The sequence below is a fragment of the Neisseria zalophi genome, assembly GCF_008807015.1.
GTDB lineage: Bacteria > Pseudomonadota > Gammaproteobacteria > Burkholderiales > Neisseriaceae > Neisseria > Neisseria zalophi.
In genome coordinates, this window is record NZ_CP031700.1 from 881,483 (window position 1) to 906,317 (window position 24,835).

General features: G+C 40.3%; 33 protein-coding genes and 1 pseudogene. 22 read left to right on the top strand and 12 right to left on the bottom strand.

Annotated features, from left to right (window positions below; translation table 11 throughout):
* Window positions 1–7: 7 nt before the first annotated feature.
* The 11 genes from D0T92_RS04015 to D0T92_RS04070 all read left to right on the top strand — a co-directional run bounded on the left by D0T92_RS04015 (window position 8) and on the right by D0T92_RS04070 (window position 9,844).
* Window positions 8–223, top strand: coding sequence for a hypothetical protein (locus D0T92_RS04015; protein WP_151050454.1), 216 nt, complete (start codon window positions 8–10; stop codon window positions 221–223).
* Window positions 224–283: 60 nt separating this feature from the next.
* Complete coding sequence (locus D0T92_RS04020) at window positions 284–1,576, top strand: ArdC family protein (RefSeq protein ID WP_151050456.1); 1,293 nt, start codon at window positions 284–286, stop codon at window positions 1,574–1,576.
* 78 nt (window positions 1,577–1,654) lie between these two features.
* Complete coding sequence (locus D0T92_RS04025) at window positions 1,655–2,176, top strand: plasmid mobilization relaxosome protein MobC (RefSeq protein ID WP_151050459.1); 522 nt, start codon at window positions 1,655–1,657, stop codon at window positions 2,174–2,176.
* 15 nt (window positions 2,177–2,191) lie between these two features.
* Window positions 2,192–3,247: a relaxase/mobilization nuclease domain-containing protein gene (locus D0T92_RS04030; RefSeq protein WP_151050461.1), complete on the top strand. Its 1,056-nt coding sequence runs from the start codon at window positions 2,192–2,194 to the stop codon at window positions 3,245–3,247.
* A 157-nt stretch (window positions 3,248–3,404) separates the two neighbouring features.
* Complete coding sequence (locus D0T92_RS04035; protein ID WP_225315136.1) at window positions 3,405–4,313, top strand: DNA-methyltransferase; 909 nt, start codon at window positions 3,405–3,407, stop codon at window positions 4,311–4,313.
* Window positions 4,314–4,355: 42 nt separating this feature from the next.
* Window positions 4,356–4,670 carry a hypothetical protein gene (locus D0T92_RS04040; RefSeq protein ID WP_151050463.1) on the top strand — a complete coding sequence of 105 codons (315 nt, stop codon included), beginning with the start codon at window positions 4,356–4,358 and terminating at the stop codon, window positions 4,668–4,670.
* 230 nt (window positions 4,671–4,900) lie between these two features.
* The gene (locus tag D0T92_RS04045; RefSeq protein WP_225315137.1) at window positions 4,901–5,131 is read left to right on the top strand and encodes a hypothetical protein; all 231 of its coding nucleotides are present in this window, start codon (window positions 4,901–4,903) and stop codon (window positions 5,129–5,131) included.
* 232 nt (window positions 5,132–5,363) lie between these two features.
* The gene (locus tag D0T92_RS04055) at window positions 5,364–5,804 is read left to right on the top strand and encodes a thermonuclease family protein (protein WP_151050467.1); all 441 of its coding nucleotides are present in this window, start codon (window positions 5,364–5,366) and stop codon (window positions 5,802–5,804) included.
* Window positions 5,805–5,935: 131 nt separating this feature from the next.
* Window positions 5,936–8,362, top strand: a complete 2,427-nt coding sequence (locus D0T92_RS04060; protein ID WP_151050469.1) for an AAA family ATPase — start codon at window positions 5,936–5,938, stop codon at window positions 8,360–8,362.
* Between the two features lie 699 nt (window positions 8,363–9,061).
* Window positions 9,062–9,370, top strand: coding sequence for a type II toxin-antitoxin system PrlF family antitoxin (locus D0T92_RS04065; RefSeq protein ID WP_151050471.1), 309 nt, complete (start codon window positions 9,062–9,064; stop codon window positions 9,368–9,370).
* 12 nt (window positions 9,371–9,382) lie between these two features.
* Window positions 9,383–9,844 (top strand): type II toxin-antitoxin system YhaV family toxin, encoded by a 462-nt coding sequence (locus D0T92_RS04070; RefSeq protein ID WP_151050473.1) that lies wholly within the window; start codon window positions 9,383–9,385, stop codon window positions 9,842–9,844.
* 70 nt (window positions 9,845–9,914) lie between these two features.
* On the opposite strand, the gene D0T92_RS04075 is transcribed toward D0T92_RS04070, so the two are convergent.
* Both D0T92_RS04075 and D0T92_RS04080 read right to left on the bottom strand, forming a co-directional pair.
* Window positions 9,915–10,718 carry a thermonuclease family protein gene (locus D0T92_RS04075; protein ID WP_225315138.1) on the bottom strand — a complete coding sequence of 268 codons (804 nt, stop codon included), beginning with the start codon at window positions 10,716–10,718 and terminating at the stop codon, window positions 9,915–9,917.
* 23 nt (window positions 10,719–10,741) lie between these two features.
* Window positions 10,742–10,921, bottom strand: coding sequence for a YdcA family protein (locus tag D0T92_RS04080; RefSeq protein ID WP_151050475.1), 180 nt, complete (start codon window positions 10,919–10,921; stop codon window positions 10,742–10,744).
* Between the two features lie 343 nt (window positions 10,922–11,264).
* On the opposite strand from D0T92_RS04080, the gene D0T92_RS04085 reads away from it, so the two are divergent.
* Together D0T92_RS04085 and D0T92_RS04090 are read left to right on the top strand one after the other, a co-directional pair.
* Window positions 11,265–11,867 (top strand): LexA family protein, encoded by a 603-nt coding sequence (locus tag D0T92_RS04085; protein ID WP_151050477.1) that lies wholly within the window; start codon window positions 11,265–11,267, stop codon window positions 11,865–11,867.
* Window positions 11,868–13,127: a Y-family DNA polymerase gene (locus D0T92_RS04090; RefSeq protein ID WP_151050479.1), complete on the top strand. Its 1,260-nt coding sequence runs from the start codon at window positions 11,868–11,870 to the stop codon at window positions 13,125–13,127.
* Window positions 13,128–13,276: 149 nt separating this feature from the next.
* Here D0T92_RS04090 and D0T92_RS11345 read toward each other — a convergent pair whose 3' ends face one another.
* From D0T92_RS11345 to D0T92_RS04105, 4 genes are all read right to left on the bottom strand, one after another.
* A complete protein-coding gene (locus D0T92_RS11345; RefSeq protein WP_191963667.1) occupies window positions 13,277–13,438 on the bottom strand; it encodes a hypothetical protein in 162 nt (53 codons plus the stop codon).
* 44 nt (window positions 13,439–13,482) lie between these two features.
* Window positions 13,483–14,028, bottom strand: coding sequence for a hypothetical protein (locus tag D0T92_RS04095; RefSeq protein ID WP_151050481.1), 546 nt, complete (start codon window positions 14,026–14,028; stop codon window positions 13,483–13,485).
* Window positions 14,029–14,072: 44 nt separating this feature from the next.
* Window positions 14,073–14,855 carry an N-6 DNA methylase gene (locus D0T92_RS04100; RefSeq protein ID WP_151050483.1) on the bottom strand — a complete coding sequence of 261 codons (783 nt, stop codon included), beginning with the start codon at window positions 14,853–14,855 and terminating at the stop codon, window positions 14,073–14,075.
* Window positions 14,856–14,918: 63 nt separating this feature from the next.
* A complete protein-coding gene (locus tag D0T92_RS04105; protein WP_151050485.1) occupies window positions 14,919–15,320 on the bottom strand; it encodes a phosphoglycerate kinase in 402 nt (133 codons plus the stop codon).
* A 625-nt stretch (window positions 15,321–15,945) separates the two neighbouring features.
* Here D0T92_RS04105 and D0T92_RS04110 point away from each other — a divergent pair.
* Window positions 15,946–16,311, top strand: a complete 366-nt coding sequence (locus D0T92_RS04110) for a hypothetical protein (RefSeq protein WP_151050487.1) — start codon at window positions 15,946–15,948, stop codon at window positions 16,309–16,311.
* 44 nt (window positions 16,312–16,355) lie between these two features.
* On the opposite strand, the gene D0T92_RS04115 is transcribed toward D0T92_RS04110, so the two are convergent.
* From D0T92_RS04115 to D0T92_RS04140, 6 genes are all read right to left on the bottom strand, one after another.
* Window positions 16,356–16,700 carry a type II toxin-antitoxin system PemK/MazF family toxin gene (locus D0T92_RS04115; protein WP_151052964.1) on the bottom strand — a complete coding sequence of 115 codons (345 nt, stop codon included), beginning with the start codon at window positions 16,698–16,700 and terminating at the stop codon, window positions 16,356–16,358.
* Window positions 16,700–16,942 carry an AbrB/MazE/SpoVT family DNA-binding domain-containing protein gene (locus D0T92_RS04120; RefSeq protein WP_151050488.1) on the bottom strand — a complete coding sequence of 81 codons (243 nt, stop codon included), beginning with the start codon at window positions 16,940–16,942 and terminating at the stop codon, window positions 16,700–16,702. Before D0T92_RS04120 ends, D0T92_RS04115 begins: the two co-directional genes overlap by 1 nt.
* 291 nt (window positions 16,943–17,233) lie before the next feature.
* Window positions 17,234–17,518, bottom strand: a complete 285-nt coding sequence (locus D0T92_RS04125) for a type II toxin-antitoxin system RelE/ParE family toxin (RefSeq protein ID WP_151050490.1) — start codon at window positions 17,516–17,518, stop codon at window positions 17,234–17,236.
* A complete protein-coding gene (locus tag D0T92_RS04130) occupies window positions 17,515–17,766 on the bottom strand; it encodes a hypothetical protein (RefSeq protein WP_151050492.1) in 252 nt (83 codons plus the stop codon). Before D0T92_RS04130 ends, D0T92_RS04125 begins: the two co-directional genes overlap by 4 nt.
* Window positions 17,767–18,293: 527 nt before the next feature.
* Window positions 18,294–19,103: a hypothetical protein gene (locus D0T92_RS04135; RefSeq protein ID WP_151050494.1), complete on the bottom strand. Its 810-nt coding sequence runs from the start codon at window positions 19,101–19,103 to the stop codon at window positions 18,294–18,296.
* A 16-nt stretch (window positions 19,104–19,119) separates the two neighbouring features.
* Window positions 19,120–19,326: a Cro/CI family transcriptional regulator gene (locus tag D0T92_RS04140; RefSeq protein WP_151050496.1), complete on the bottom strand. Its 207-nt coding sequence runs from the start codon at window positions 19,324–19,326 to the stop codon at window positions 19,120–19,122.
* Between the two features lie 157 nt (window positions 19,327–19,483).
* On the opposite strand from D0T92_RS04140, the gene D0T92_RS04145 reads away from it, so the two are divergent.
* The 8 genes and pseudogenes from D0T92_RS04145 (at window position 19,484) to D0T92_RS04180 (ending at window position 24,835) form a co-directional block, all read left to right on the top strand.
* Window positions 19,484–20,074, top strand: a complete 591-nt coding sequence (locus D0T92_RS04145) for a LexA family protein (RefSeq protein ID WP_263641695.1) — start codon at window positions 19,484–19,486, stop codon at window positions 20,072–20,074.
* Between the two features lie 1,081 nt (window positions 20,075–21,155).
* On the top strand, window positions 21,156–21,338 hold the full coding sequence (locus tag D0T92_RS04150; protein WP_151050500.1) for a hypothetical protein: 183 nt from the start codon (window positions 21,156–21,158) through the stop codon (window positions 21,336–21,338).
* 100 nt (window positions 21,339–21,438) lie between these two features.
* Window positions 21,439–21,969: a TrbM/KikA/MpfK family conjugal transfer protein gene (locus tag D0T92_RS04155; protein ID WP_151050502.1), complete on the top strand. Its 531-nt coding sequence runs from the start codon at window positions 21,439–21,441 to the stop codon at window positions 21,967–21,969.
* 170 nt (window positions 21,970–22,139) lie between these two features.
* Window positions 22,140–22,907: a nucleotide-binding protein gene (locus D0T92_RS04160; protein WP_151050504.1), complete on the top strand. Its 768-nt coding sequence runs from the start codon at window positions 22,140–22,142 to the stop codon at window positions 22,905–22,907.
* Entirely contained in the window at window positions 22,900–23,337 is a 438-nt protein-coding gene (locus D0T92_RS04165; RefSeq protein ID WP_225315139.1) for a hypothetical protein, read from the top strand. The genes D0T92_RS04160 and D0T92_RS04165 overlap by 8 nt, the downstream gene beginning before the upstream one ends.
* A 10-nt stretch (window positions 23,338–23,347) precedes the next feature.
* Window positions 23,348–23,608: a lipopolysaccharide heptosyltransferase gene (locus D0T92_RS04170; protein WP_225315140.1), complete on the top strand. Its 261-nt coding sequence runs from the start codon at window positions 23,348–23,350 to the stop codon at window positions 23,606–23,608.
* Between the two features lie 4 nt (window positions 23,609–23,612).
* A pseudogene (locus D0T92_RS11700) lies at window positions 23,613–23,699 on the top strand (helix-turn-helix domain-containing protein); the annotation flags it as partial.
* Window positions 23,700–23,815: 116 nt separating this feature from the next.
* Window positions 23,816–24,835, top strand: a complete 1,020-nt coding sequence (locus D0T92_RS04180; RefSeq protein WP_263641696.1) for a tyrosine-type recombinase/integrase — start codon at window positions 23,816–23,818, stop codon at window positions 24,833–24,835.

Below are 24,835 nucleotides of genomic sequence, written 5' to 3' on the forward strand. Positions count from 1 at the left end.
ATAGTATATGTCAGGAAATGAATTATTGCTTGAGTTACAGAAAAATGAGCCACTGGATAATTTCTTCACCCCGGAAGAAGCAGAGGTATTTTTCACATTAAGCCCAGAGCAGCAGCAAAGATACTTAGATGCTTGCAGTTCAGAAGAAAACATACAGGCTTATTTGAAAAGGCCTGACGAGCCGCAGTCTGCAAAGAACCTTCTTTCAGATAACATCAGTTAAAACCGGTTGAAACATACCCCGTACTTTGAATGGTACGGGGTATTTTGTTTGGAGGAATAAATGAGCAAAGAACAACAAAATACACAGGAAAAATACGCCGAATCTATTGCCGCAGAACTTATTGCACATTTGAAAAGCGGTACGGCACCGTGGCAGAAGCCGTGGGATCCAACCATGAGCGGCCTGCCGTATAACCATATCACCGGAAATACATACTCCGGAGGCAACACGCTTAAGTTGATGATGCAGCCGTATGGTGATCCGCGCTGGCTAACTTACAAACAGGCACAATCCGTCGGTGCACAAGTACGCAAAGGTGAAAAAGGTGTACCGTTGGTACGATTGATCACGCATGTTGAGCGTACGGTTAAAGATGAAAATGGTAAACCGGTACTGGATGACAAGGGTGAACCGAAAAAAGAATTTGTCAAACTTGATTTCCCTTATATCAGATCATTCAGCGTATTCAATGCGGAGCAAATAGATGGATTACCCGAATGGAAGCCCACACATCCCCCTCAACATGAATGGGAAAAGCATCAACGTGCTGAGGCTCTTTTAACAGCATCAGGTGCGGAAATAAGACACCGTTACAGGAATACCGCTTATTACCGACCGTCTCAAGATTATATTGTGCTACCACACAAAGAACAGTTTCCTAATGCCGGCCTATATTACGCAACAGCCCTTCACGAACTCGGGCATTGGACAGGCCATGAAAACCGATTAAACCGTGATCTATCCGGCAGTTTTGGCAGCATATCTTATGCCCGTGAAGAATTGCGTGCCGAAATTGCATCCATGATGTTAACGCGACAGCTTGGTTTGCCGCATGATCCGGGCCGTCATGCCGCCTACGTCGGTAGTTGGATACAGATTTTGACCGACGAACCTACTGAAATTCTTAAGGCAGCCCGTGATGCCGACAAAATCCAAAGTTTTGTAATTGGGCTTGAAAAAGAGATCAGCCAAGAACCGAAGAAGGCACCGTCCGCATCCAATTTAACACCTACTACCCATCCAGAAATAAACGAACAAACTATAAACAATATAGCAAGGCCGTCTGAAATAGCTCAGACGGCCTTTTCCAATGACGTATCGGCTAAACAAAGTCCACAAGGAAGTTTGAATGCTTTAAAGCATCTATACATGATGCAGACGGCCACTTTATCACCGGCAGATAAGCAGCACCGAACCGTATTGGAATATGCGATGGAAAAAACCATATCCGGCTTGCCTAAAGATGTGCAGCAGCAGGCATGGATTAATTTTTACCGGTCACAATTGCATGAAGTTGCAAACAAATATGAGACTGCGGCGGAGCGGCAAGCTGAAACCAGTATTGACCGCTGATCTATAAAAAATCTTCCTGGATGCTTGCTCTTGTAAAGGGCAAGCTATTTTTATTTGATACCCGTTAAAGGTTTATATATGTCGAAAAAAATTGATGTGTACGGCTTATCCGATGCAGAAATTAAGACCCTGCGCGAAATCGCTTATAAACTTTACGGAAAGGCCAGTGTGTCTTTGTTAGCAAAAAAACTATTACAGAAAAAATTGCAAGCGGCTGCTGAACCCGAACCGATACAGCTACCGCCTCCCAAGTGCCAAAAACGTATCACTCTACGCCTGCCGGATAAAGATCGGGCCTATCTTGAGGCCGCAGCGGATAAACGTCGCGGAACTATTAATGACGTAGCGAGAGACATTATCCAGTCCCATATATCCCATCATCCGATTTTGTCGGCATTTGAAACTGATACATTGTCACAATCGAACTATCAGTTAGTCATGATAGGCCGCAATCTAAACCAAATCGCCCGCCGTCTGAATGCGGGCGAAAACGTATCTTTAAACAGCCAACAGATTGGTGAGCTGAAAAAGTTTATTGATGCCCATGTTGGCAAAGTAAACCATGTGCTGCAAACCAACCGCCGCAGGAAGCGGGAGTAGCCGAAAGGAATGAGGATGACATTGCACCGTAAAATAGACGATTGGTTCTTGGGTTATAAAACCCGGGCGGTTAAAGCCAAAAAAGACAGTGGGCTGTACTTAGGCAGTAGCCAGCGTAGCCATGCCAAGCCTTTGAAGCCCGGTAGCGGTTTGGCCAACTTGCGCGCTGCCGCACTTAAACACCCCGAAGTGATGGTGAAAATTCCCAAGCGGCTCAGCAACAATTCCAAAGGTATGCGCGGTGTACGAAATAATTTAGATTATGTGTCGCGTAACGGCAAAGTCCCGTTGGAGACGCAATCCGGAGAAAAACTAATCGGTAAGAGGGCAGTCATGGATTTTGCAAACGATTGGAAACGGCTTGGCATTCCCGAAGAGAGTAAACATAAAGAAGCTCTTAACATTGTTTTATCTATGCCAGAAGGTACACCGCCTGATGCTGTATTGAATGCTGCTCGCAATTTTGCTGCCGATCAGTTTGCCGGACACCACTATGTGTTTGGATTGCACCACGACAGTCATAATCCCGACGAACCGAAACATCCACACGTACACTTAAGTGTATTGATGCGTGATGAGTTTGGACGGCGGCTCAACCCACGTAAAGCCGATTTATTTGAATGGCGCGTCCGTTTTGCGGAAAAACTGCGTGAAGAAGGTGTATTGTGTGCGGCCACCAAACGGCAACATCGTGGCAAGGTACAAAAACCGGAAAACAGCCTACTGCGTGCCATGCGTCAGCGCGGTGTGTTGTCTAATGCAGCGAAACAGCAAGCAGTTGAATTGATGGAAGCTTTGAAAAACAATGAACGCCCCAAGCATCCTTTTTTAAAGGAGACAATGCAAACACGTGGAATTGTTCTGGAACAATACGGACAAATAGCCAAAGAGCTATACAAAATGGGGCATAAAAGTGAAGCACGGATTATCAGTAAATTGGCAAAAGACGTAGCCGGACAATCTTTTGATACCAAAGCACAAAACCAGTATGACACTATTAAAGGCAACCAGCCTACATACGATAAGCAGCAAAAACAATCTATTTCCCAAGATAAAGATATAACACGTTGATTAGAATATCCCATATAAAAAAGCAGGTAGGGTTTAAACCCTACCTGCTTTTTTATTGAAAGGTGTCTTTATGACTTATTTCTATCCTGATAAGAGTTGCCTCTTTACCGGCGACTGCCGCCTTGTGCTGCCCGATTTGGCCAAATAAGGCGTAAAGGTGCAGACCTGTATTACCTCTCCGCCGTATTACGGCCTACGTGATTACGGTTGTGAGGGACAAATCGGTTTAGAACCAACAGTAAACGAGTATGTCAGCAACTTGGTTGAAGTATTCCGCATGGTACGCGATGTACTAGCTGACGACGGAACCTTGTGGCTAAATCTTGGTGACAGTTATGCAGGAAGTGGTAAAGGCCGCAATGCTGACGGCAGTCCATTTACCGGTTATCAAGATTCATTTCAGACAAATACCCAACTGACAGGCTGTCTGAAACCTACACCGCTTTCAGATGGCCTTAAAGCAAAAGACCTAATTGGAATTCCGTGGCGGGTTGCTTTTGCTTTACAGGCAGACGGATGGTATTTGCGCCAAGACATTATTTGGCACAAACCTAATCCGATGCCTGAATCCGTAACCGACCGCTGCGTCCGCTCACACGAATATCTATTTTTGTTTTCCAAAAACAGCCGTTATTACTTCGATCATGAAGCAATCCGAGAGCCTTCAGAGAGTTATGAACGTCCCAGCGCAAATCGACAGAATGATTTTTGCCGAACAAAAGGAAAATATACGACAACTCCGAATCCTGGACAAAGCATGACCCAACACCGCAGCAACCGCAAACACACACCTGCACGGCCACAGCGTAACAAACGTAGTGTATGGTCGGTTTCTACTGTAGCCGCCCGCCATGACCATTTGGCAGCCTTCCCGCGGAAGTTGATTGAGCCGTGTGTTTTGGCTGGTTCACGCACGGGTGACTTGGTTCTCGACCCGTTTTCGGGTAGTGGTACCGTGGCTGAAACGGCCAACCAACTGGGGAGAAGATGGATAGGGATCGAATTAAATTCTGCCTTCGTTGATCTGCACGAACAACGGACAGCGCAGCAAGTAATCGGTTTTTAATATTATGGAAATTATGTTGTTTAAAAATATCACCGAATGATCATGGATTTAAAAAAACATTTAATTATTTTTTTAAATATTCAATTTTATCAACATAATAAATTTTATATTTATAATTATATAAGGAAAAAAATGAAAACCCTATTAAACATGATGAGCTTACCAAGTAATATACCCTTAGAAACATACCAACATCTTATTACCCATCCCAAGTTAACTGTTTCGGTTGAGCTAACCCCAGAACAGCAAGCAGCTATTTTATTTGCTTACGATCGAGGTGTTGATAATATGGACAAAGCCACTTATCAACATTTACAAACCATTATTTATCAGCTGAAAGACGCAATTCATCTATAAAAATTACTGAGTTTCGGACAGCCTTATTACACTAAGATTTAATAGGGCTATAAGAAGACAGCTAAAAATAATTTATATAATTTAAGGTCATCTTTCTGTTTTTTATTTTATGATTTCAACGTGTAGAATAATGTGATTTATTCTTAAAATATATTTAAATACAACACGTTAAATATTATTTCATGCTATAATAGCCCAAAATAAACTGTTTGATATAGAAAGGATTCGTCATGTGTACCCTGATGGAAAAAGATGCCCTGCTAGAACGCGTAGCCTCCGTTCAGGCGCTTATTTCGTGTAATACACCGCTGTCTGTCGAACTCACCTCTGATCAAGAAGCAATTTCAGACTTGCGTCGGTTTCTGTACCGCACCGCACCTGGAGATATTGATTTTCAGGCGGTGGCAAAAGAATGTCAGGTTATGTTTGAAAAATATCAATCCATAGAGGTTACTGCATGACACCAAAAGAGGAGCGGGAATGCTTTGACAAAATATGGCAGAATTTAACATCAGGGCAGAAGGTTAAACCGTCTGCCCATCCTTTTGGCTATGTATTGGATAGACAACCATGTTCCGGGAAAAAAGGCGGAATATCCTACTGCTCTGGAGGAAAATTTGTTTGCGTAGATGGCACCATCAGCAAATCAAAAAAGATTTGCGGCCGTTAACCTAAACATTAGAGAAGTTTGTTTTGAGCAAAAAGTCTAATTTACTTATTATACTTCTGTTGCCGCTAACAATACTTTGGTCTTGTATTACCGGTCCATCCAATGATAAAAAGTCTCAGAAAGTAGCACTGTCAGATTATACCTATAAAATAGAGAGGGCTGTTTCAGCTGAGGTGTCTCCAGTATTAAACAGCACCCCTCATTTACTGAGAATAGAATCAAGAATAGACAAGGACAACACTAGATGTAAAGTCATGGGTGTGGCAGATGGTGATACTCTGACATGCCTATCGTCAGAGAAGGTGCCGATTAAAGTCCGGCTGAATCAGATAGATGCTCCTGAGCATAAACAAGACTTTGGTAAAGCTGCGAAAAAAGCATTGTCAGCTTATTTTCTTGAGGAAGGTTGCTGCTTGCGAATATTGTATATTAGAAATTATAATTTTAATTATAAAAATAGATAGATATTATATCTAAATATGATTATATACCATTGAACACGCTAAAACACTTAGTAAAGGGGGCAATTTCATTGCAACAAAAGTGTTTTAGGACTTTTTAAGGAAGTATATTCAACTTAAGAGGTAAAAAAGCGATGAGTGGTGAAGTAAAAAAAATTGATTTCATAAAGAATATGGCAGTTTATCGTGACTTTCAATGGACGTCATCGGTTAGGGATAATGGCAATAACATTGCAGAGTTTAAAAAAATTAACATTATTTATGGTCGAAACTACTCAGGCAAAACGACACTCTCTCGGATATTCAGGGCTTTTGAAACAGGCTCAATCTCAGATAAGTACAGCTCCCCTGAGTTTCAACTATCATTTGAGGGTGGTAGTACGGCTTCGCAAAAGACACTCATCAGTCATGACCACCTTATTAGAGTTTTCAATGAGGATTTTGTCCGTGATAACCTACGCTTCATTGTTGATGATGCTCAATCCATTAATGCATTTGCTATCTTGGGTGAAGATAATACAAAGCTTGAGGTAGAAATTAAGAGGTATGAAGTTGAACTTGGTGACGAAGAGGAAAAGTCTGGGCTTCAGAGAGAACTTCTCGTTGCTAGAGAAAAGTTCCACAGAGCTCAGGAAAACTATAATGAAAAGTCGTTAGACTTAGAGCATAAGTTACGTGATAAAGCAAATAATGCGAAAACAGGAATCAAGTACAATAGTACATTTGGCACCCCCAACTATAATATAAATAAAATAAGAGAAGACATCTCAACTGTTATCAAGGACACTTATTTTCCACTCACTGATGAGGAGGTGAGTAACTTTCATCAAATCCTTAAAGAAGACCCTAAATCGGAAATTCCCGAACCCCCACAATTCAACTTTCAATATACTGCAATAGTCTCTCGGGCTAAAGAGTTAATTGAAAGAAAGATTCAGTTATCTAGTCCAATTCAAGAATTGCTAAACGATACGGCTTTAGAAAAGTGGGTAAGAATTGGTCGGGAACATCATCAAGAGAAAAGAGATACATGTGCATTTTGTGGCAACGATCTACCTGATGATTTGTGGGATAAACTTGATAAACATTTTAATCAGGAGTCTGAGCAACTTCGTCAAGAATTGGAAAGTTTACTGAGATCTATTAAAGATGAGTGCCTAAGAATTCCTAATCTACTGAAAATCAAGAATTCGATGTTCTATGCTAATTTCTCTGCTAAATTGGATTTACTCACAGAACAGTTTTCTACCTTATCAAACTCTTACATTGATAATCTGTGCGTTATAAAAAAACAGATAGAAAAGCGAAGAGATGAGATTTTTACACCTCTTGAGTTTAAAGCACCTGTGTCAGTAGAAGATGATTTGAATGATGTCAGGAATTCCTACGAACAACTTAGAAATGAATCAAACAAACTTACTGCTTCACTAAGCACTGAGCAATCTAGGGCTCGAGAGGCTCTCCGTCTTTATGAGGTATATACGTTTATAAACAGCATTCAGTATGAAAAAGAATGTAAGGACATTGATGCGCTGAAGAAGGCGATGGATAAAGCAAAAGAAGCTACAGATACTATAGAACAACAGATTGTTATAAAGAGAGAAGAAATCGCAAAACTAAAGGCTCAATTAAAAGATGAAAGCAAAGGGGCTGATCGGGTCAACGACTATTTGAATAATTTTTTTGGTCACCAGTATCTCTCACTTAAAGCCATTGAAGAGACTTCAGAGGAGGTGTCATCTGGATATCGATTTGAAGTAACACGCAACGACAAAAAGGCATTCCACCTTAGCGAGGGTGAATGTAGTCTAATAGCTTTTTGCTACTTTATGGCTAAGCTTGAAGACGTAGAGACTAAAGGTAACCAGCCGATCATCTGGATTGATGATCCTATTTCCAGTTTGGATGCAAATCATATCTTTTTTATCTATAGCCTTATTAATACCAAGATTGTTAGTTCTGAGAAATATGAAGATGCAGGGGAGGAAAAAAAGAGAGGGTGTTATAAACAATTATTTATTTCTACTCATAACCTAGACTTTTTGAAGTATCTGAAGCGGCTGCCTAGGGCTTCAAATAATAAGTTATTTCAATACTTTATTATCAACCGAGTAGGTCAAATTAGTGATATTAAATTAATGCCAAAATACCTGAAAGAATATGTCACAGAGTTCAATTTTTTGTTTCATCAAATATATAAGTGCGCCCATGCTCAGGCCGGATGCGATGAGAATTATGATTGCTACTACAACTTTGGGAATAATGCTCGTAAATTCCTTGAAGCATTCTTGTACTACAAATACCCTAACGCTAATAGAAATGATAAAGATAAGTTGGCTCGATTTTTCGGAGATGATGCATTGGCTGCATCACTAACAGATCGTATTAATAATGAATTCTCTCATTTAGATGGTGTATTTGAGAGAAGCGCTTTACCTATTGATGTTCCAGAAATGAAGACTGTAGCTAAATTCATTTTGCGGAGGATTGAGGAAAAGGATCCTGATCAATACTATGCTTTACTTGAAAGTATTGGAGTGACTGGTGAAGAACACGTATAGAACGTATAACTTGACCTAAAACTTTTGTAATTTCCTGATTGTAAATGCTAATACTATCTGCTTTTTATAGTAGGAGCAGGGCAAAAGACCTGTATCAGGGGGAGTATGATACTTTTTTGCTCTAAAATATCACTGAGTATTATGGATGATGTTGTTTGGTATGATACTTTAACTATTTTTTATTCAAGTCTTATTTGATAAATCAAGATGTTAGTTTGTTTTTTTGTATGATGTTTTATTATTTGTTAATGCTTTTATGAGTATGAAACGAAACTTTTGAGAGTAGAGCAGATTGCAGAAGGAGGTCACCATCAAATCAATGAGCTGGTTTCACAATGCAGAAAGATATGAATGATTAACCGTAATGGTGAATTGATCGATGCTGCATTGGCTTACACGAGAGCTGTATCCTCACAATTTTATTTATAAATATCTCAACGGTTAAATCTTCAGTATTTCTTATCGCACGATATACAAATAATCCTTTCTGAGTTCAACAATAAAAATATATTGACAAGGTAAGGAAAATTCCTTACTATTAATTGAAGCTAAATTTGAAGCTAAATTTTAAAGCTACTTTTTTACTTTTTTTCAAATTAAGGAAAAGGACCCACGCCTCAGAATTGAAAGCGCATACAACAGGACGAGAATGTCGCAGTTATGCAGAAATAATCAAAGTAAAATGGCAGGGCACCACAAATGAGTATGAAAACAATTTATAACGCTGTGTCAACCTTGACCAGTAAAAACCAAACAACTATCCCTGAACCAGTGCGAAAGGCATTGGGTTTGGGTAAGCAGGATAAAATCCGGTTTTTGGTATTAGAAGGTGGGAAAGTGTTACTTGAAAAGAACACGCCCGAACAGGATGAGTTTGATCGTGACCCTGTAGTTGGGCACTTCTTACATTTCTTGGAAACTTCAATGCTGAACAATCCTGATTCTATTAGTCCTGCTTCCAAATCCCGTTATGAACGTTATCGTAAATTGGCTGGGGGTGAACAATAGCAAAGGATTATCATGCCTAATGATGATGACAATTTACAGTTAAGTGGTTATACCATTTATGAACATAAAAATTTCAAACACCAATTAGAACATTTGGCTGAAAAGATAGAGGCTTGGAATAAAGCCGGTAAAACCGGTTCATCCCCAGATGCCAAATTGTTAAAGCGAATATTGGAAGAAATTGAAAATATTGCCTACAACCCTGACAACCCGGAATACAGACTTGGGGATACGCTTGGACAAGAGCACAAACATTGGCGGCGGGCAAAATTTATGGGTAGATATAGGCTATTTTTTCGATATGATTCAAGCAGTAAAATCATCATTTTGGCTTGGGTAAATGATTCGGAAACAAAACGAACGTTCGGCAGTAAAAAAGATGCCTACGCTGTTTTCAAAAAAATGTTGGGAAAAGGAAATCCCCCATCAGAATGGGAGGATTTACTTAAAGCCACCATCAAAGATAATGGGTAAATATAGATTTACGGTTCAGGCCACTTATAAAAAAACAATAAGTGGCTTGATAATTAAGATTATTTTTTAATTAACAAATACTTTCGCAAGGTATGCCATCATTATCACGATCAAGTCTTCTTACGCCACATTGGTTTAAATAAAACTTTGCTTCGATACAACTTCGCATTTCTCGGCAAAAACGTTTGCCGGAGCAAGTAAATTCTCCACCGGATATATTGACTTTAGGCTCAATGGCTTTTGTTACATTGCGCGGTCTTTCCTTATGTCGAAATTCACTTGGATATATAGGGTTAGGCTGAGACCACAGTCCTTTATTTTTACTGCGAGCTACTGCTTCCAATTCTAGATATTCGTTATCAATCATGTATTCACGATATGCCCATGCGTAACCGCTTGTTACCATAGCTTTATTGATATTGGTGCCGTCGAGGTAAACCTCTGCAATGGTGCGCCCGTATTTATCGCGACCGTTGGTTCTCAAATTCACATTTTTTCCGAAAACATAAGCTGACAATGCTTTTTTCGCAGCTTTACCAAAGTCTTGTTTATGCTCAGGAGCATCTATCTGATTCAGCCGGACTTTAATCGGCACCTTCTCTGACGATAGGCATGTCAGAGTATCACCATCTGTCACACCCACGACTTTACATCTAGTGTTGTCCTTATCTATTCTTGATTCTGTTTCCAGTAAATGAGGGGTGCTGTTTAATACTGGAGACACCTCAGCTGAAACAGCCCTCTCTATTTTATAGGCATAATCTGACGGTGCTACTTTCTGAGACTTTTTATCATCAGATGGACCGGTAATACAAGACCAAAGTATTGTTAGCGGCAACAGAAGTATAATAAGTGAATTAGACTTTTTACTCAAAACAAACTTCTCTAATGTTTAGGTTAACGGCCGCAAATCTTTTTTGATTTGCTGATGGTGCCATCTACGCAAACAAATTTTCCTCCAGAGCAGTGGGATATTCCGCCTTTTTTCCCGGAACATGGTTGTCTACCTTTAGCCGTAACTGTAAATGATGCGCTGGAAAGTGCGATTGCTATTAATACCATGGTGATTTTTTTCATGTGATATCCTGTGTATTTAAATTTGTAAGTATAATTACTATTATATAAAGTATTTTCACATTTTCAATACTTAATTTAATATTCTACACTTCAGTATTCTGGGAATAAATTTAAAGCCAGGTTGATAATTTGTTATGGCGTGATACACAGAAGCTCTGCTTGAGTGACGTAATTTAAATAAGCCTCATAATTTAGGCAGATTGATGTCAGCACATTCTTAAGTTTTTATTATGTTTTCTGGATTACTTCTATTTTTTGTGTTCATTTGAAAACAATTTAAGTTTACATTTTGATATTTTACAATTAAACTTGATTTTGTAACTTAATCAAGTTTAATTTTACTATGACAAAACAAAAAGTATTACAGCATGGAGGAGCGCGTATAGGTGCAGGTCGGAAATCAATGAATGGACCTACTGTAGTAAAGCGTATTCCTCAATCAATCGTCCCCGTGGTTGATGATTTGATTAAGCGTATCGCCAACCAAACCCAAGAGTCTGATGCTAAGCTCCCATTGGATGCCATTCTTTTATCTGGAAACCTATCTTCTGTTTCCATTCCTCTCGCAGAAGAGAAAATCCCAGCAGGCTTCCCAAACCCTGCTAGTTCGGATGTTGCAGACTACATTGATTTCAACGCTTACTTGGTCGCTACTCCCGCAGCTACGATAGTTGTGCGAAGTGGAGGTTTATCTATGCTCGATGCGGGTATCGATGTTAACGATTTGCTGATTATTGATCGCTCAGTAACGGCTAAGCATGGTGATATTGTAATGGCCGACCTAGGAAATGAGTTTACTATTAAGCGTTTGTATAAAAAAGGAAATCAAATAGAGCTGAGGTCTGAGAATAGTTCTGAAACGTACCCAAATTTTACGCCGACTGAACATGACACATGGTTTATTGTCGGTGTGGTTCGGTTTGTTATAAAGGATGTGAGGCGTTAGATGTTTGCGCTTATTGATGGAAACAACTTTTACGCTTCGTGTGAACGGGTATTTCGACCAGACTTAAAAAATACACCTATCGTAGTTTTGTCTAACAATGACGGCTGCGTCGTAGCCCGATCGAGTGAAGCTAAGAAGTTAGGTATTCGAATGGGAGTGCCTTTTTTTCAAATAAGGCACCTCGTATCCAGTGGCAGTGTCGTGGCCAAATCGAGCAATTATAAACTTTATACAGATTTGTCGCGCCGAATGATGGAAACCATAGCTACGTTGGTTCCGTCGATTGAAATTTATTCAATCGACGAGTGCTTTGCGGATGTAAGTGGAATGGCAGATTTAACTCAGCTTGGCTATTCAATCAGGCAAAGAGTAATGCAATGGGTTGGTATTCCGACCAGCATAGGTATTGCTGCTACCAAAACATTGTCCAAGTTTTGTAATCATTTAGCTAAACAATATCCAAAGCAATTTAATGGTGTGGTAGTTTGGGAATATTGGCCGGCATCTATACAGGAACGTGCTTTGGCAAGCCAGCCTGTAGCGGAAATATGGGGCATCGGTCGTCATACTTCGGAAAAGCTTGCAGCACAAAAAATTCAGACAGCCTTAGATTTCTATCGATCAGATGCAGCTATGTTACGTGCTCGTTATGGTGTCGTTATTGAGCGCATTCACCGAGAGCTGCATGGCTATACGTGTCATGATTTGCAAGTCGAAACTGATACTCGCAAACACATTATTCGTAGTCGGAGTTTTGGAAAGACACTAACCGAGTTTGAAGCGCTTGAAGCAGCGATTAGCCATCATATTTCGGACGGTGCAGCTATTTTACGTCAAGAAGGGACGTTGGCCACAACAGTCACGGTCTTCATCCACACAAATCGTTTCCGTGAAAATGAGCCACAATATTGCGGACATTTGATGTCGGTGTTGGTAGAGCCAACTGCTGACACCATTCAGTTAAACCGTGCCGCACTTGCCTTATTGAAGAAAATTTACCGTCCTGGTTTAGAATTTAAAAAGGCAGGTATCGAGCTTGGTGGTATCCAACCATCTGGGATTATTCAAGCCAACTTATGGAGTAGTAATACAGTCGATAGAAGCTCCTTATTGTCTGCTTGGGATGAGATTACTGCTCACTATGGCCGCCACTGTATCAAGTTGGCTAGTGAACTGCTGAGCAGTGATTGGCATATGAGCCGAGATGCGCTTAGTCCCTGTTATACGACATCGTTGCAGGATGTGGTAGTCATAAAATGATATCTAATATATTTATATGTTATATTTATATATGACACCATAAAATGTGCTCAAAATATGTGAGTATTTTTGATGTTCATTGCTTAGTTTAGGTCTTTTTATGTTAAAGCAGGAACATTAACAATAATAAATCCGCAGGAGGGGGCAAGTCAGGCTTGGGCTTGCCGGTTGCGTAGGTTGCCGTAGGTGCCGGAGCGGTCGGTATGGTCAAGCCTGGCTTGGGGGCGTGGGGACGTTGTAGGCGGAGGTACGGAGCAGGAAACGGGGCTGCTGCGGGCTGGATTTTGACAAACGGGCTTCCCACCTGACATATTCAGGCCGTCTGAAACTACTTCTTTTCAGACGGCCTGCTGCACTAAAAATGAAAGATTACTTGCTCGATTGTCCACCAAGTTCTGGGGTATGCTTCCCTAAATTCATCAATTTTCCATTGATTTTCTTCATCATCAATCCCTGTATCATAAATAAATTTTCCATCGGAATCTATGAAATGTGTTGCTCTTATGCAACCATTTCTTATACTGGCTTCGACATTGGCAACATTTTCCAACATTAGCAGATTAGTTAAGGCCACTGTATCAAGTTTTGTATAAGGAGGAATATCCCCTTTTAGACAGTCTGAAAACAGTTTGTCATACGCATCACGGGGTAATAATGCAAATGTATCTGTCATGGTATCAATATCATAATCCTCACAAGTTTGTTTTAATAGGTCGTATGTAAAATCCGAGCCACTTTTTAAAGCTGAAGCAAAAATTTCGATACAGTCATCATCCGTTAGCCCATCATTCAGATGCGGACTGTCGCGCCACAAGGTCATAAAAATTTTACGGATTTGTTTTGGTGATAGGCTGTTTATTTCTGCCAAAATCTGCTCTGTTCTGTTTATATTTTCCATCATTTTTTCCTTTCTATTCAGACGGCCTGAAATGGCCGTCTGAAATATCAAAATAAAACGAGTTGTTCCTCTAGCGTTAACATATGCTGTGGGATTACCGTAATCGGGTTTTCTTCATTTCTTGCGGCTACTTTCTTACTTGTGGCTATTCTGTCCGCCATTACTTGGCCGAAGCCTCCAAATATCCAATCAGATGTACACCAAGCCTCCCAATATTCGTTAGTTAAACTGTTGCCATGTACGATTTTTGCGGGAATGCGGTATAGCTGGCATTGGATAAAGCACATCCAGACGCATAAAGCATCAATATCAACTCCGACTGCGGCCATGTGCTGTGTGGGTGTGTAGCCAAGAGAGCACACGTTTTCGGCAAAAGCGATTAGATTCACTCCGCTACCGCAGGTAGGTTCTAAAACGCTTACAAATGGATCGGTTTTCAGCTTTTCGGCCAAGTCTTGATTAACAATGGCGGCCATCAGTTTGCTGATGTTATAAGGCGTAAAATATTGCCCACTGTTTGGATTACCTAAGCCCAAGTCCATATATAAACAGCCTAGAATATCGGCAAATAAGCCTTGTTCTCTTTGGCCTCGTGTTTCTACTATCAAAACGCCTAATATCTCTGCAAACTGCTTAAAATCACTTTCCGCATACTGTTTGCGGATTTCGTGATAACGGTTTTCCCGTTGCTCCCATTTGCCGTCAAATGCGTATTGATTAATCAAAACAATAGCGGTTACTTCGACAAAATCTCTAAATAAATCTGCAACTCGATATGCACTACCAAACGATTTAAATAATTTGACAATCTCTTTATTGCTGTTATTCATTGCTTAATCTCCGTTGTGCTGTTCAGACGGCCTTTACAGGCCGTCTAAAACATCGTTTAACGATTACCACCAACTGTCATAGAAGACGGCCAAGCCGTTTGCTATGGCATCACGGGCGACTGCAATAAATTTTTTGGTTTCTTCTATGTCTTCTGCATAAACCTCTTTTCCACCGAAGAAAAAGCCTGGAGTGTATTCAAGCTCATCGTTTTCTAATGCCTGTTCCAAGCGTTCCAAGTCTGTTAAATCTAGTCTTACTGTTCGGCAGTTAAATACTTCCTCCTTTCCGCCTTTGATTCTGTAAAGCTTTTCCATCCATCCGTGTAGATGGTTATATTTACGCCAGTACGCTATGTCGGTTAGTTGGGCTTGCTCGCGCTCTTCATCGGTTTCCGGCATCACATCTGTTTGTCGGTCGCCTGCAAATTCAGCACGCATGGTGTAGCCGTACATGTCCAGTCCCATACATCATTCCTTTCATGTGAAATAATTAACAATAATTACAACCATCGGGGGCGGTCGCCGCCGTGTTGTGATGTCGTTAAAAATTTCCAAGCGCAAAAAGTCCAGACTGACTTTGTGCGGCTTTCATCTTTGTCCGGTGCGCCCTTCGCGGCGTGGTGGAAAAGGTGGAAGACGTGCAAAGTCACTCGTCTTGGTCTGGACTTTTTGCGCTTGGAAATTTAGACATCTAGAAACAACACGGCGGCGACCGCCCCCGATGGTTGTTTTACTGTACAGCCGCTTTAGCGGCGTTTCCGCCTTATGGCGGAATACACCGTTAGCGGTGTTTTTGGCACCTTCTGCCTATCCTGCGTTTAGTTTAAAAATAGGTTTATTTAGGATATTTTGCGTTTTTATCAGGAGTGAGGTACGCGTGGATAAAGATAGTCACGTTTAAAAAGTTAGATTGAGTTAGTTTTAAATAGATTTAAATTGATATTAATTAGATATAAATAGTTTATATTTAGATTGTTTTAGTTATAAATTAGAATTTTAATTAGACATTAATAGATAATATCTGGTATATTTATAGATAAGATTAGAGTTTATTAGATATAAATAGATAATTACTAGATATGGAATTGGTATGACGAAAATATCAGCAGCCGAATTTATAAAAAAACATCAGGCAACCGGTAGAAACTCGAAGTTGGAACCTTATAAGGCTGATATTTTGCTGCTTAAATCTCAAGGCTACACGCAACAGCAAATATTAGATTTCTTAAGATTGAATGGTGTTACGGTAGGCATGACAACGTTAAACTGGTTTATCCGCAGCCGGATGGAAAACATTGATAAAAAATCTGTACAGCAAAATCCGGCAACTCCTAGTCCGGTGTCTTCGGAAAAAGCAAATACAACAGAAAACAAACAGGTACAGGTGCAAGATCAGAATGGAGAGCCACGTAAATTTGAATTTGATCCATCTGTTGATGCAAAAAAATTGATGTAAAAAAGCCGTCTGAAAAACTTTCAGACGGTCTCCGATCATCATTTTCAATAAAGTTCTAAAATAGCCTCAATACGGGATAAAACATCTTGCACAACATAATCTGGGACTTTCTCTTTTAACACCGCTTTTCGTGCTTTCCAATCAAGGGATTTAAGCTGGTGGCAATGTATATTACCTTGAGTATGGGTTCCGGCTCCAAGCAGGCTAGAAAGCATTCCTCTAGCGGGTTCTGCTTTTCCTTGTGAAATGGGACAGGCAAAAACCAGTCCCATCGCTTTATTGAATGCTTTGGCAGATAACACCAAAGCAAAATGATCTCCCTGCATTTCCTTTCCGGATGCCGGATCAAATCTGAGATGGATAATATCGCCTTTTTCCGGGATATACATCATTCGGCGATCTCCTTGCCAACATCAGGCATTTCTTCCCATCCTTCAATGCGTGGGGTATCACCGTTCATCTCTGCCAATAAGTCCGACAGTTTATAACGCGGCCGCTTAACTGCCTTAATTAAAATTGTTTGCCCTCTGACTTCGGTTTGCAGTTCATCACCTATTTGTAAGCCTAGCTGACCGATAATCTCTTTGGGTAAGCGTACTGCCGCACTGTTTCCCCATTTCTGTAATTTCATAGCAATACTCCTTTTGGGATGTATCTACATTGTAGAAACTTTAGATTGTGGTGTCAAAAATATCGAACTAAAACTAAATTATCCCGAAAAACGTGAACATCCTTCCCCTGATAAACATCTTAAACGATTATTTTCATTATAAAAAATAAATGTAAATTGCACAAAAATATAAGGCCGGATGGCCTTATATTTTTTATAGTGATCTCTATATGGGAATTACCTTTAAGTGTGCGAAACACATTGTCCGTTATGTACATTATGTTATCTGTACAACAACTATATGATTTTGTTTTAAAAATCATCAACTGGCCATTTTTGCCATTGAGGTAGTACCGCAATAACGGTCAAATGGGTTTCTGACACCGTATATACAACGCGATAGCGCAATGGATAAAGCTCACGAGTGTTTTCAACCATCCCCGGCTTTCCCATGTGTGGTTGTGAAGCGGCCAAATCCAACACCCGTGAAATCTCATGAAAAGCTTTTTGTGCTGAAGACATACCTGCAAAATCTTTTCGCGCATCCAGTAACTTGTCCAACTGCTCAGATGCGTGTTCTGACCAAATGATTTTCACTTAGATCCTTCCTCGGCAGCCCATTGGGAAAATTTGTCTTCCATTTTTTTACAAACCTCCGAATGCTCGACTACCCGTCCTGCTGCAACATCGGCCAAGCCTTTTTCCACCTCTGCTCTCACATAGGCTTCATAACACTGCTTTTCGATAAAATCACGCATAAATTCTCGCACCAGTTGGGAAGCATTGCGATCAGACAGATGCGCAGCTTCCATAAAGGCTTCTTTTTCAGCATCAGGGACGTTCATAATGAATTGTGCCATAGCGTTCTCCTTTTCGGGCTATTCATATATATATGATATATATAGTGCAATAGGATAGCAAGGAAATCTCTCAAGTACCACACCATCTATCCACAAAAAACGTGAATATCCCTCCTGATAAACATCTTAACTTACTATTTCCTCAATAAAAAATAAATTGCACAAAAAATCATCAGGCCGAATGGCCTTATTATTATTTGATAGTGGTCTTTGATGTGATCTCTGTATAGAAATTGTCTTTAGCGTACAAAGAACTTTGTTCAATATGTACAGTGTACTTTGTTCAATATGTACAAAGATATGATTTTATTAGATAAATTTTAGATGTAAAAAAGGCCGTCTGAAAACGGCAAACGGCGATTTCAGGCAGCCTTAGTCCTTTTATTTGCTAAAAAATATAAAAAAAACGACCGATATTTTAAATCGGCCGACCAAAAACAAAATAAATGTGGGTTTTTAAGGTTTTTTTAAGGTTTTTAGAGAGTGTCACGCACGGCGGGGCGCAGCATTTTTCAGCCATTATCGTCTGATTTAATACCGCCTTTTTTTAAATATTTCTGTATGGCTTTATAGCCATTATTTCCTGATATATCAGGCTTTTTAGGTGGTGGTTTGTCGGGGGGCTCACTATATTGCCCGCGTTCTTTGGCCGCAGCCTCTAATTCGCGCCTCGTTCGTTCCTCTAATGCTTGCTTTTCAGCCTCTGGTGGGCGGCTTGTACCGTTATTATCGTTATTGAAAAAGGCAAACCAACCTTTGACTATGCTCCGTTCCATAATCGGGCGTAAATCGAGATTTTGATTGTGGAATGCCGCCAGCTGGCGGACGAGTGTTTTTTTCGCCGATGAACCTACTTTTTTTCCAGCATCCAACCGCATATCCAAGTAGTTGTGCCATAAATCGAGTGGAATGAATTTCGGCAGGCGGTAGTTGTCGCGGTCGTAGTGATAACGGCTATCTATCTTAGGTATGGGGATACCTTTGAGTTCGTAGATTTTGGCCAACAATACATCACGGTTGAGTAGCCAGTGCATTTTGCCATGTACGCCGCCGCGACGGTATTGCACTAGACCGAGCTTAAGCAGGGTGCGACGTACTTTTTCGTACCCACGTCGGGTGAGTCCAAGTTCTTTTTTGAGTTCTGCCGCAGTCTTATAAAGCCAACCGCAACGGGCAGGCTCTTTGTCCACGATATCGCTCCACCAAAATAGGTTGGATAAGAATGATGCCGCTTGAAAATCGTGCGCGCACACAGCCATAAACTCGTCATAAACTTGGACGAATTTATTGGTTAGATGGGGGCGTAGATCTGAGATAAGCATATTAAGCCACTCGTTGTTATGGCTTCTTTACCTTTAGAGCTTCTTGGCTTTGATATAACTGTGGATTTATTTTTAATTTTCCCCCTGTCAGCCCTTGAATGCGATATGCCTGTTTTTCAGGGACAATTTCTTTCCATTGGGTAACTGCGGAAGGGCTGATTCCTAAAGCCCTTGCAACAGCAATTTTTGTTCCATAAAAATCGATAACATCTTTTGTAAGCATTGCCGAAACTTTCTTTTTAAGTTTCCTTAAATTATATGTATAAAGAACACTTAAATCAACATCAGTTAAGATAACTTAAATACAAATAAATTTAGATTTGGACTTTATTGTGCGGATAGAAACTATCGGGGAGCGAATTCGTAAATTACGAAAAAATATGAATTTGACCCAACAAGATTTAGCCAAAAAACTGAAAGATGTATCTCATGTTGCTGTATCACAATGGGAATCAGATACAACCAAACCTAATGCTGAAAATCTGTATGAATTATCAACTTTGTTTGGTTGCGATTTTGGTTGGTTATTAAAAGGTGGTAATGGGGAAGCTACAAACGCAAAGCTAATCCCAAATCTGAATGCTACCCAGATCCCTATTTTGAGCTACGACGATATTCAAAATATTGATGTCATAAATCCTGTTATTCCAATAACAGGAGAATTTATAATGAGTAATCTGAAAGGCTCAAATTCAACATTCGCCTTTACACTAAAAGGTGATTCTATGGCAAATGACTTTTTAGAAGGTGATACAATTTTCATTGATATTGCAGTAAAGCCTGAGCCTGGAGAGTTTGTTTTGGCAAGAGTTGGGAGTGATGTACTGTTCAGAAAATATAAAATTGACAGCATAGGGCAATTTAGTCTTCAACCATTAAATCTTGATTATCCAATTATTTCATCAAATGAAGCTGAAATTAAAATTATTGGCATCTTAGTTGAACATAGAATTTATCGAAGGAAAAGATAGACGTAGCTTCACTTGGATTATGTTCACTTTTTATGATAATTATTTGTATCAAAAGCATCAATCTCAATTTTTTAAAAATTCTTAGTATTTTTCAAGGCCGTCTAAAGTTTTTTAGATGGCTTATTCATTTTTCAAATATCCTTTTTTTTCAATAGTATATTTCTATAATTTAATTTTTCTTAAAATAGTCCTTGCGATGTAATTTAAGTTATCTTAAAATTAAGTCAACGGTTAATGCCGAATAGTTCTTTAAAAATATGAAACGTAGCAACTGGCCTTCGGAATCGTACAGGTCTTGATGCCTTTAAATATGGTTGATTAATAACTGAAAATTAGGGCATCACAAGATCGTGACGGTAGGCGTAGAAAAGGCTTTGAGCCTTTGGGTAAATCGGACAAACGGTTGCAGGCGGCATTCAACGCGCCAAAAGAAAAAGCCGCGCATCCGGGGAGCGCAATAGCGTCCGGTTACAGGCGGCTGTTGAACGTATTTAATAATCGGGGCGTATCCCCGATGCTGGAGCGATAATCTACGGACAAGCTCCAAACTACACACTGATATTTTTAGACTACCTTTTTAAAAGGCAGATTAGGAGCTTTAAAGCTCTTTTATACAGATAGGTAGTCTTGCACACTATCTATCTGTATCCATATCCAAGCCTGTTTGTTTAAACTTAAGCAGGCTTCCGTATGGATATTTATATTGTACACTTTTTTAGTGTAAAAGTAACTGAAGTTATTTCTATGATGATTTCATTGCCGTCAGATGTTTTTGTTTTGGCGGCATTATAACGGCAGGTTAGGGCAGATTCCCTTTCGGCAGGGATGATGCAGCAAGCGGCTCGGGTGTGGCCGCCGTTATGTTTTTTAGCACACCATAGTTCGCCTTTGGCACGGCGTTAACGCATTCAATCAGCCTTTTGGGTTTCGATCTGCTCCGGCCGCAACGGGGCGGTGAGACGCTTACAGACCTTGCGACACGGTTTTGGCGGGTGAAAGGCTCGCCCTGTATCAATGGCCGTTTGGAAATATGATTTTCAAACGGCCATTTTATTCACTAATCTTTCAAAGGAGAACTGCCATGTTCCAAACCCAAACCCTAAAACCTGTACCGGTTTCAGTTATTGGTACTTACAACACACTTGAAGCGGCATCTCGACAGGTCGATTTATTTATGCGTAAGCAAGATCACGATGCCTGTGCCAACATTGTGCCATCTAATACCGGTACGGGTTATACAGTGCAGGCTGTGAAATGGCAATAAAAAACCGCTTTGTTTCCAAAGCGGCCTTTATTCATTAATAATTAAAGGATAATTATCCATAGGGGTGTGGTGATTATCCTTTTCTTGCGGAGTAATGTCAATGAAGAAAATTTTTGCAGTTTTTACGGCGGTTGCCGCTTGTGTTTCGTTGCCGGCTCAGGCATCGGATGTATTAACAGGCGATACCGGTTTGGCTTGTGAGGCTATTTTATGTCTGTCGAGTGGTGACAGGCCATCTGAATGTTCTGCATCCTTAAGTCGTTATTTTGGGATACATCATAAACACTTTAAAGATACTCTAAAGGCTCGCAAGAATTTTTTAAATATGTGTCCATCTAGTAGCAGTGCCAACATGCCAAATCTTGTAGATGCTTTGGTTAACGGAGCTGGCCGATGTGACGCGGCTGAACTAAACCGAGTAATGAGATCCACTTATACCGTAAAAAAATATGTACGTCACGGCAAAGGTGGTCGGGATGGTTGGTATGACACAGTGCAGGTTCCGTATATTAAAAATGCCAAGCCCAATTACTGCCAAGTGTATTTCGATCATGAATGGACTACAGCCGGTGATAAAGTGAAATATGTTGGTTCAGAAAAAGAAGGTGGCCGTTGGGTCGATGTAAAATAGCTCACTCCGCTCCGGTTTCATTCCTCCATCCAGCCCAACCGGAGCAATTTCAACCGGCGGAGAATGCTTACTCCGTCGGTCTTTTTATAGACTAAAGCACGCCTGAATCAAGGCGTTTTTTAATGTGTAAAAAGATTGGCCATTGTAGCCGCTAAAAAAAAGGAAATAAAATGAAAGAAGCGCATTTAATTGTTCAGGGCAAAGGTGGGGTGGGTAAGTCATTTACATCTATGATTATTGCTCAATATTTATCATCTGTTGCCGCTAATGATGATATTCCTGTTGTCTGTTTTGATACGGATCCGGTTAATCAGACCTTTAGCCGTTATAAGTCATTGAAGCCTGAAATCATCAATATACTTACCGCTGACAATACTATTGATACTCGGAATTTTGATGCCTTGATCGAAAAGTTGATTGAGGTGGACGGTATTGCAGTAGTGGATAATGGCGCAGCTACATTTGTGCCATTAATGAGTTATATCGCAGAAAATCATGTTGATGAACTATTGCAAGAAAGTGGTGTACGCTTGATTCTGCATGTGCCTATTATGGGTGGGCAGGCATTGGAAGATTGTATTGTGGGTTTATCTCAAACTATCAATGCCATAGATGCAGATGTTGTTGTATGGTTGAATGAATATAACGGTGCCATTAAATCTAGTGATAATAAGTTATTTACTGATTTTGCGGTTTACAAAGACAATAAATCCAAGATTATAGGGATAGTTAAAGTCCCGCACCGTAACCCTGATACTTATGGGAAAGACATACAAGCTATGACATCAGCCAATCTAACATTTGCTGAAGTTGAAGCAGCAACCGATTGGGGAATTATGCCGCGCCAACGATTGCGTACTGTAAAGCGTGATTTATACGAGCAATTGCAAATTATACCAATATGGGTGAATCAGCAAAAAGGTGTCGCTGATGAGTAGCAATGCGGACCACATAATTAGTGAGGTGTTTCGTCTTACCGGTATCCGTATTTCCAATGACGATCCGATTATGGCAGTGCTACTGATGCAACGGCAGATGTTCGATGCTGCATTTGAACACCAAGCTCAAACAGCTTTAGCTAACACCGAAAGTATTAAGGCTTACGCGGAAAGCATTGCCACCTCTGTTGCTAAGTTGGAAACCTACAGAGAGCAATTACTGCTAGAGCTCACGAAACATACTGATGAACAGATTAAGGGCACCGAAGATCGGGTTTATGCGTCGGTTGCCGAGCGAGTAGTGAAAGACGTAGAGGCTGCAAATGCAGCCTTTATAGGCCGTCTGAAAAAACTGTTGGTACTTGAGTTTGTGGCATTGGGTGTTGTATTACTTTTTCTAGTTGGTGTTTTATTTTTTAAATTTAATTAGTTGGAGGCTTATGATGTTGAGTGATGCTGCTCCGATTATCCAAACCATTAAAATACCGCCAGATTTTACTCCACCGGAAAATAACTATCCGCACTATCGGCTGTTACCGGTACAAACAGAAACAGGCAAATTTCATTGCCTGTTTTTTTATATTTCAGCTAAAGAATTCTTAATACTCGAACCGAAAATCAAGCGGTATCTTGCCATCCGTAAATTATCTGAGTTTGTGAAGACGGCAACATTTACCGTTTATGAAACAGCCGATGGGTAATGCTATGAATACATTTGATGTTAATGAGGCCGCCGAATACTGTAAATGTCACCCTGAAACAATACGACAACATATAAGGCAAGGTAGATTAGTTGCATCAAAACCGGGCCGCAAATATTGTATAAAACAGTCTGCTCTTGACGCATTCTTGGTTAGCCAAGAAAATTGTCAATTGCAGGCTTCACTCATAAGTAGGAGTGAAAAAAAATGCCAATATACAAAAGAAAGAACGGAGTCTATTACGTTGACCTTACCACACAAGGCGGCAAAAGAATTAGACAATCGACTGGCACCAAAAACAAGGAAGAAGCCCAAAAACTCTACGATAAAATGAAGTATGAGTTATGGTCATCTTCTCATTTTGATGAAAAACCAATAAAACTGTGGGAGGAGGCCGCAGTAAGGTGGATTGATGAGATGTCCGGCAAAAAAAGTATAGCGAATGATTTGTGCCGATTACGAAAGTTGCCTGAATTTCGCGGAATGTATTTGCATCACTTAACACGTGACTACATCATGGCAGTAGTGGCAAGTAAAAATTGCGCAGATAGCACTAAAAACCGTTATTTGGCACTAATCCGAGCAATACTAAATAAAGCTGTTAAAGAATGGGGCTGGTTAGATAGAGCACCACATCTAAAACTATATAGCGAGCCTAAACGACGGATTAGGTGGTTAACAAAAGATGAGGCAAATAGGTTGATCGCTTCATTGCCGCAATACATGGCCGATATGGCCATTTTTAGTTTGTCCACTGGGCTACGACAGCGTAACGTTTTAGATTTAGAGTGGAAACAGGTTGATTTAGCTGGCCGAGTTGCTTGGATACATGCAGATGAGAGCAAATCAGGTAGGGCTATTGGTATTGCTTTAAATGATACAGCCGTTGAAGTGTTATCTAGGCAAATCGGGAAAAATAACCGTTTTGTTTTTACTTATTCCAACGGTTGTAAGGTCAAAAGCATTAGTTCCCGAATTTGGAAAACTGCTTTACACAAGGCTGGAATATCTGATTTCCGCTGGCACGATTTACGCCATACATGGGCAAGCTGGTTAGTTCAAGCCGGTGTGCCTTTGGCCGCATTACAGGAAATGGGTGGATGGGAAAGTATTGAGATGGTGCGCAGATATGCACATCTATCTGCCGAGCATCTGCAAAATCATGCGGCTTTGCTTGATGCGATAGGCTTAGGTGATGGCACAAATTTGACACATCCCAATCAATAA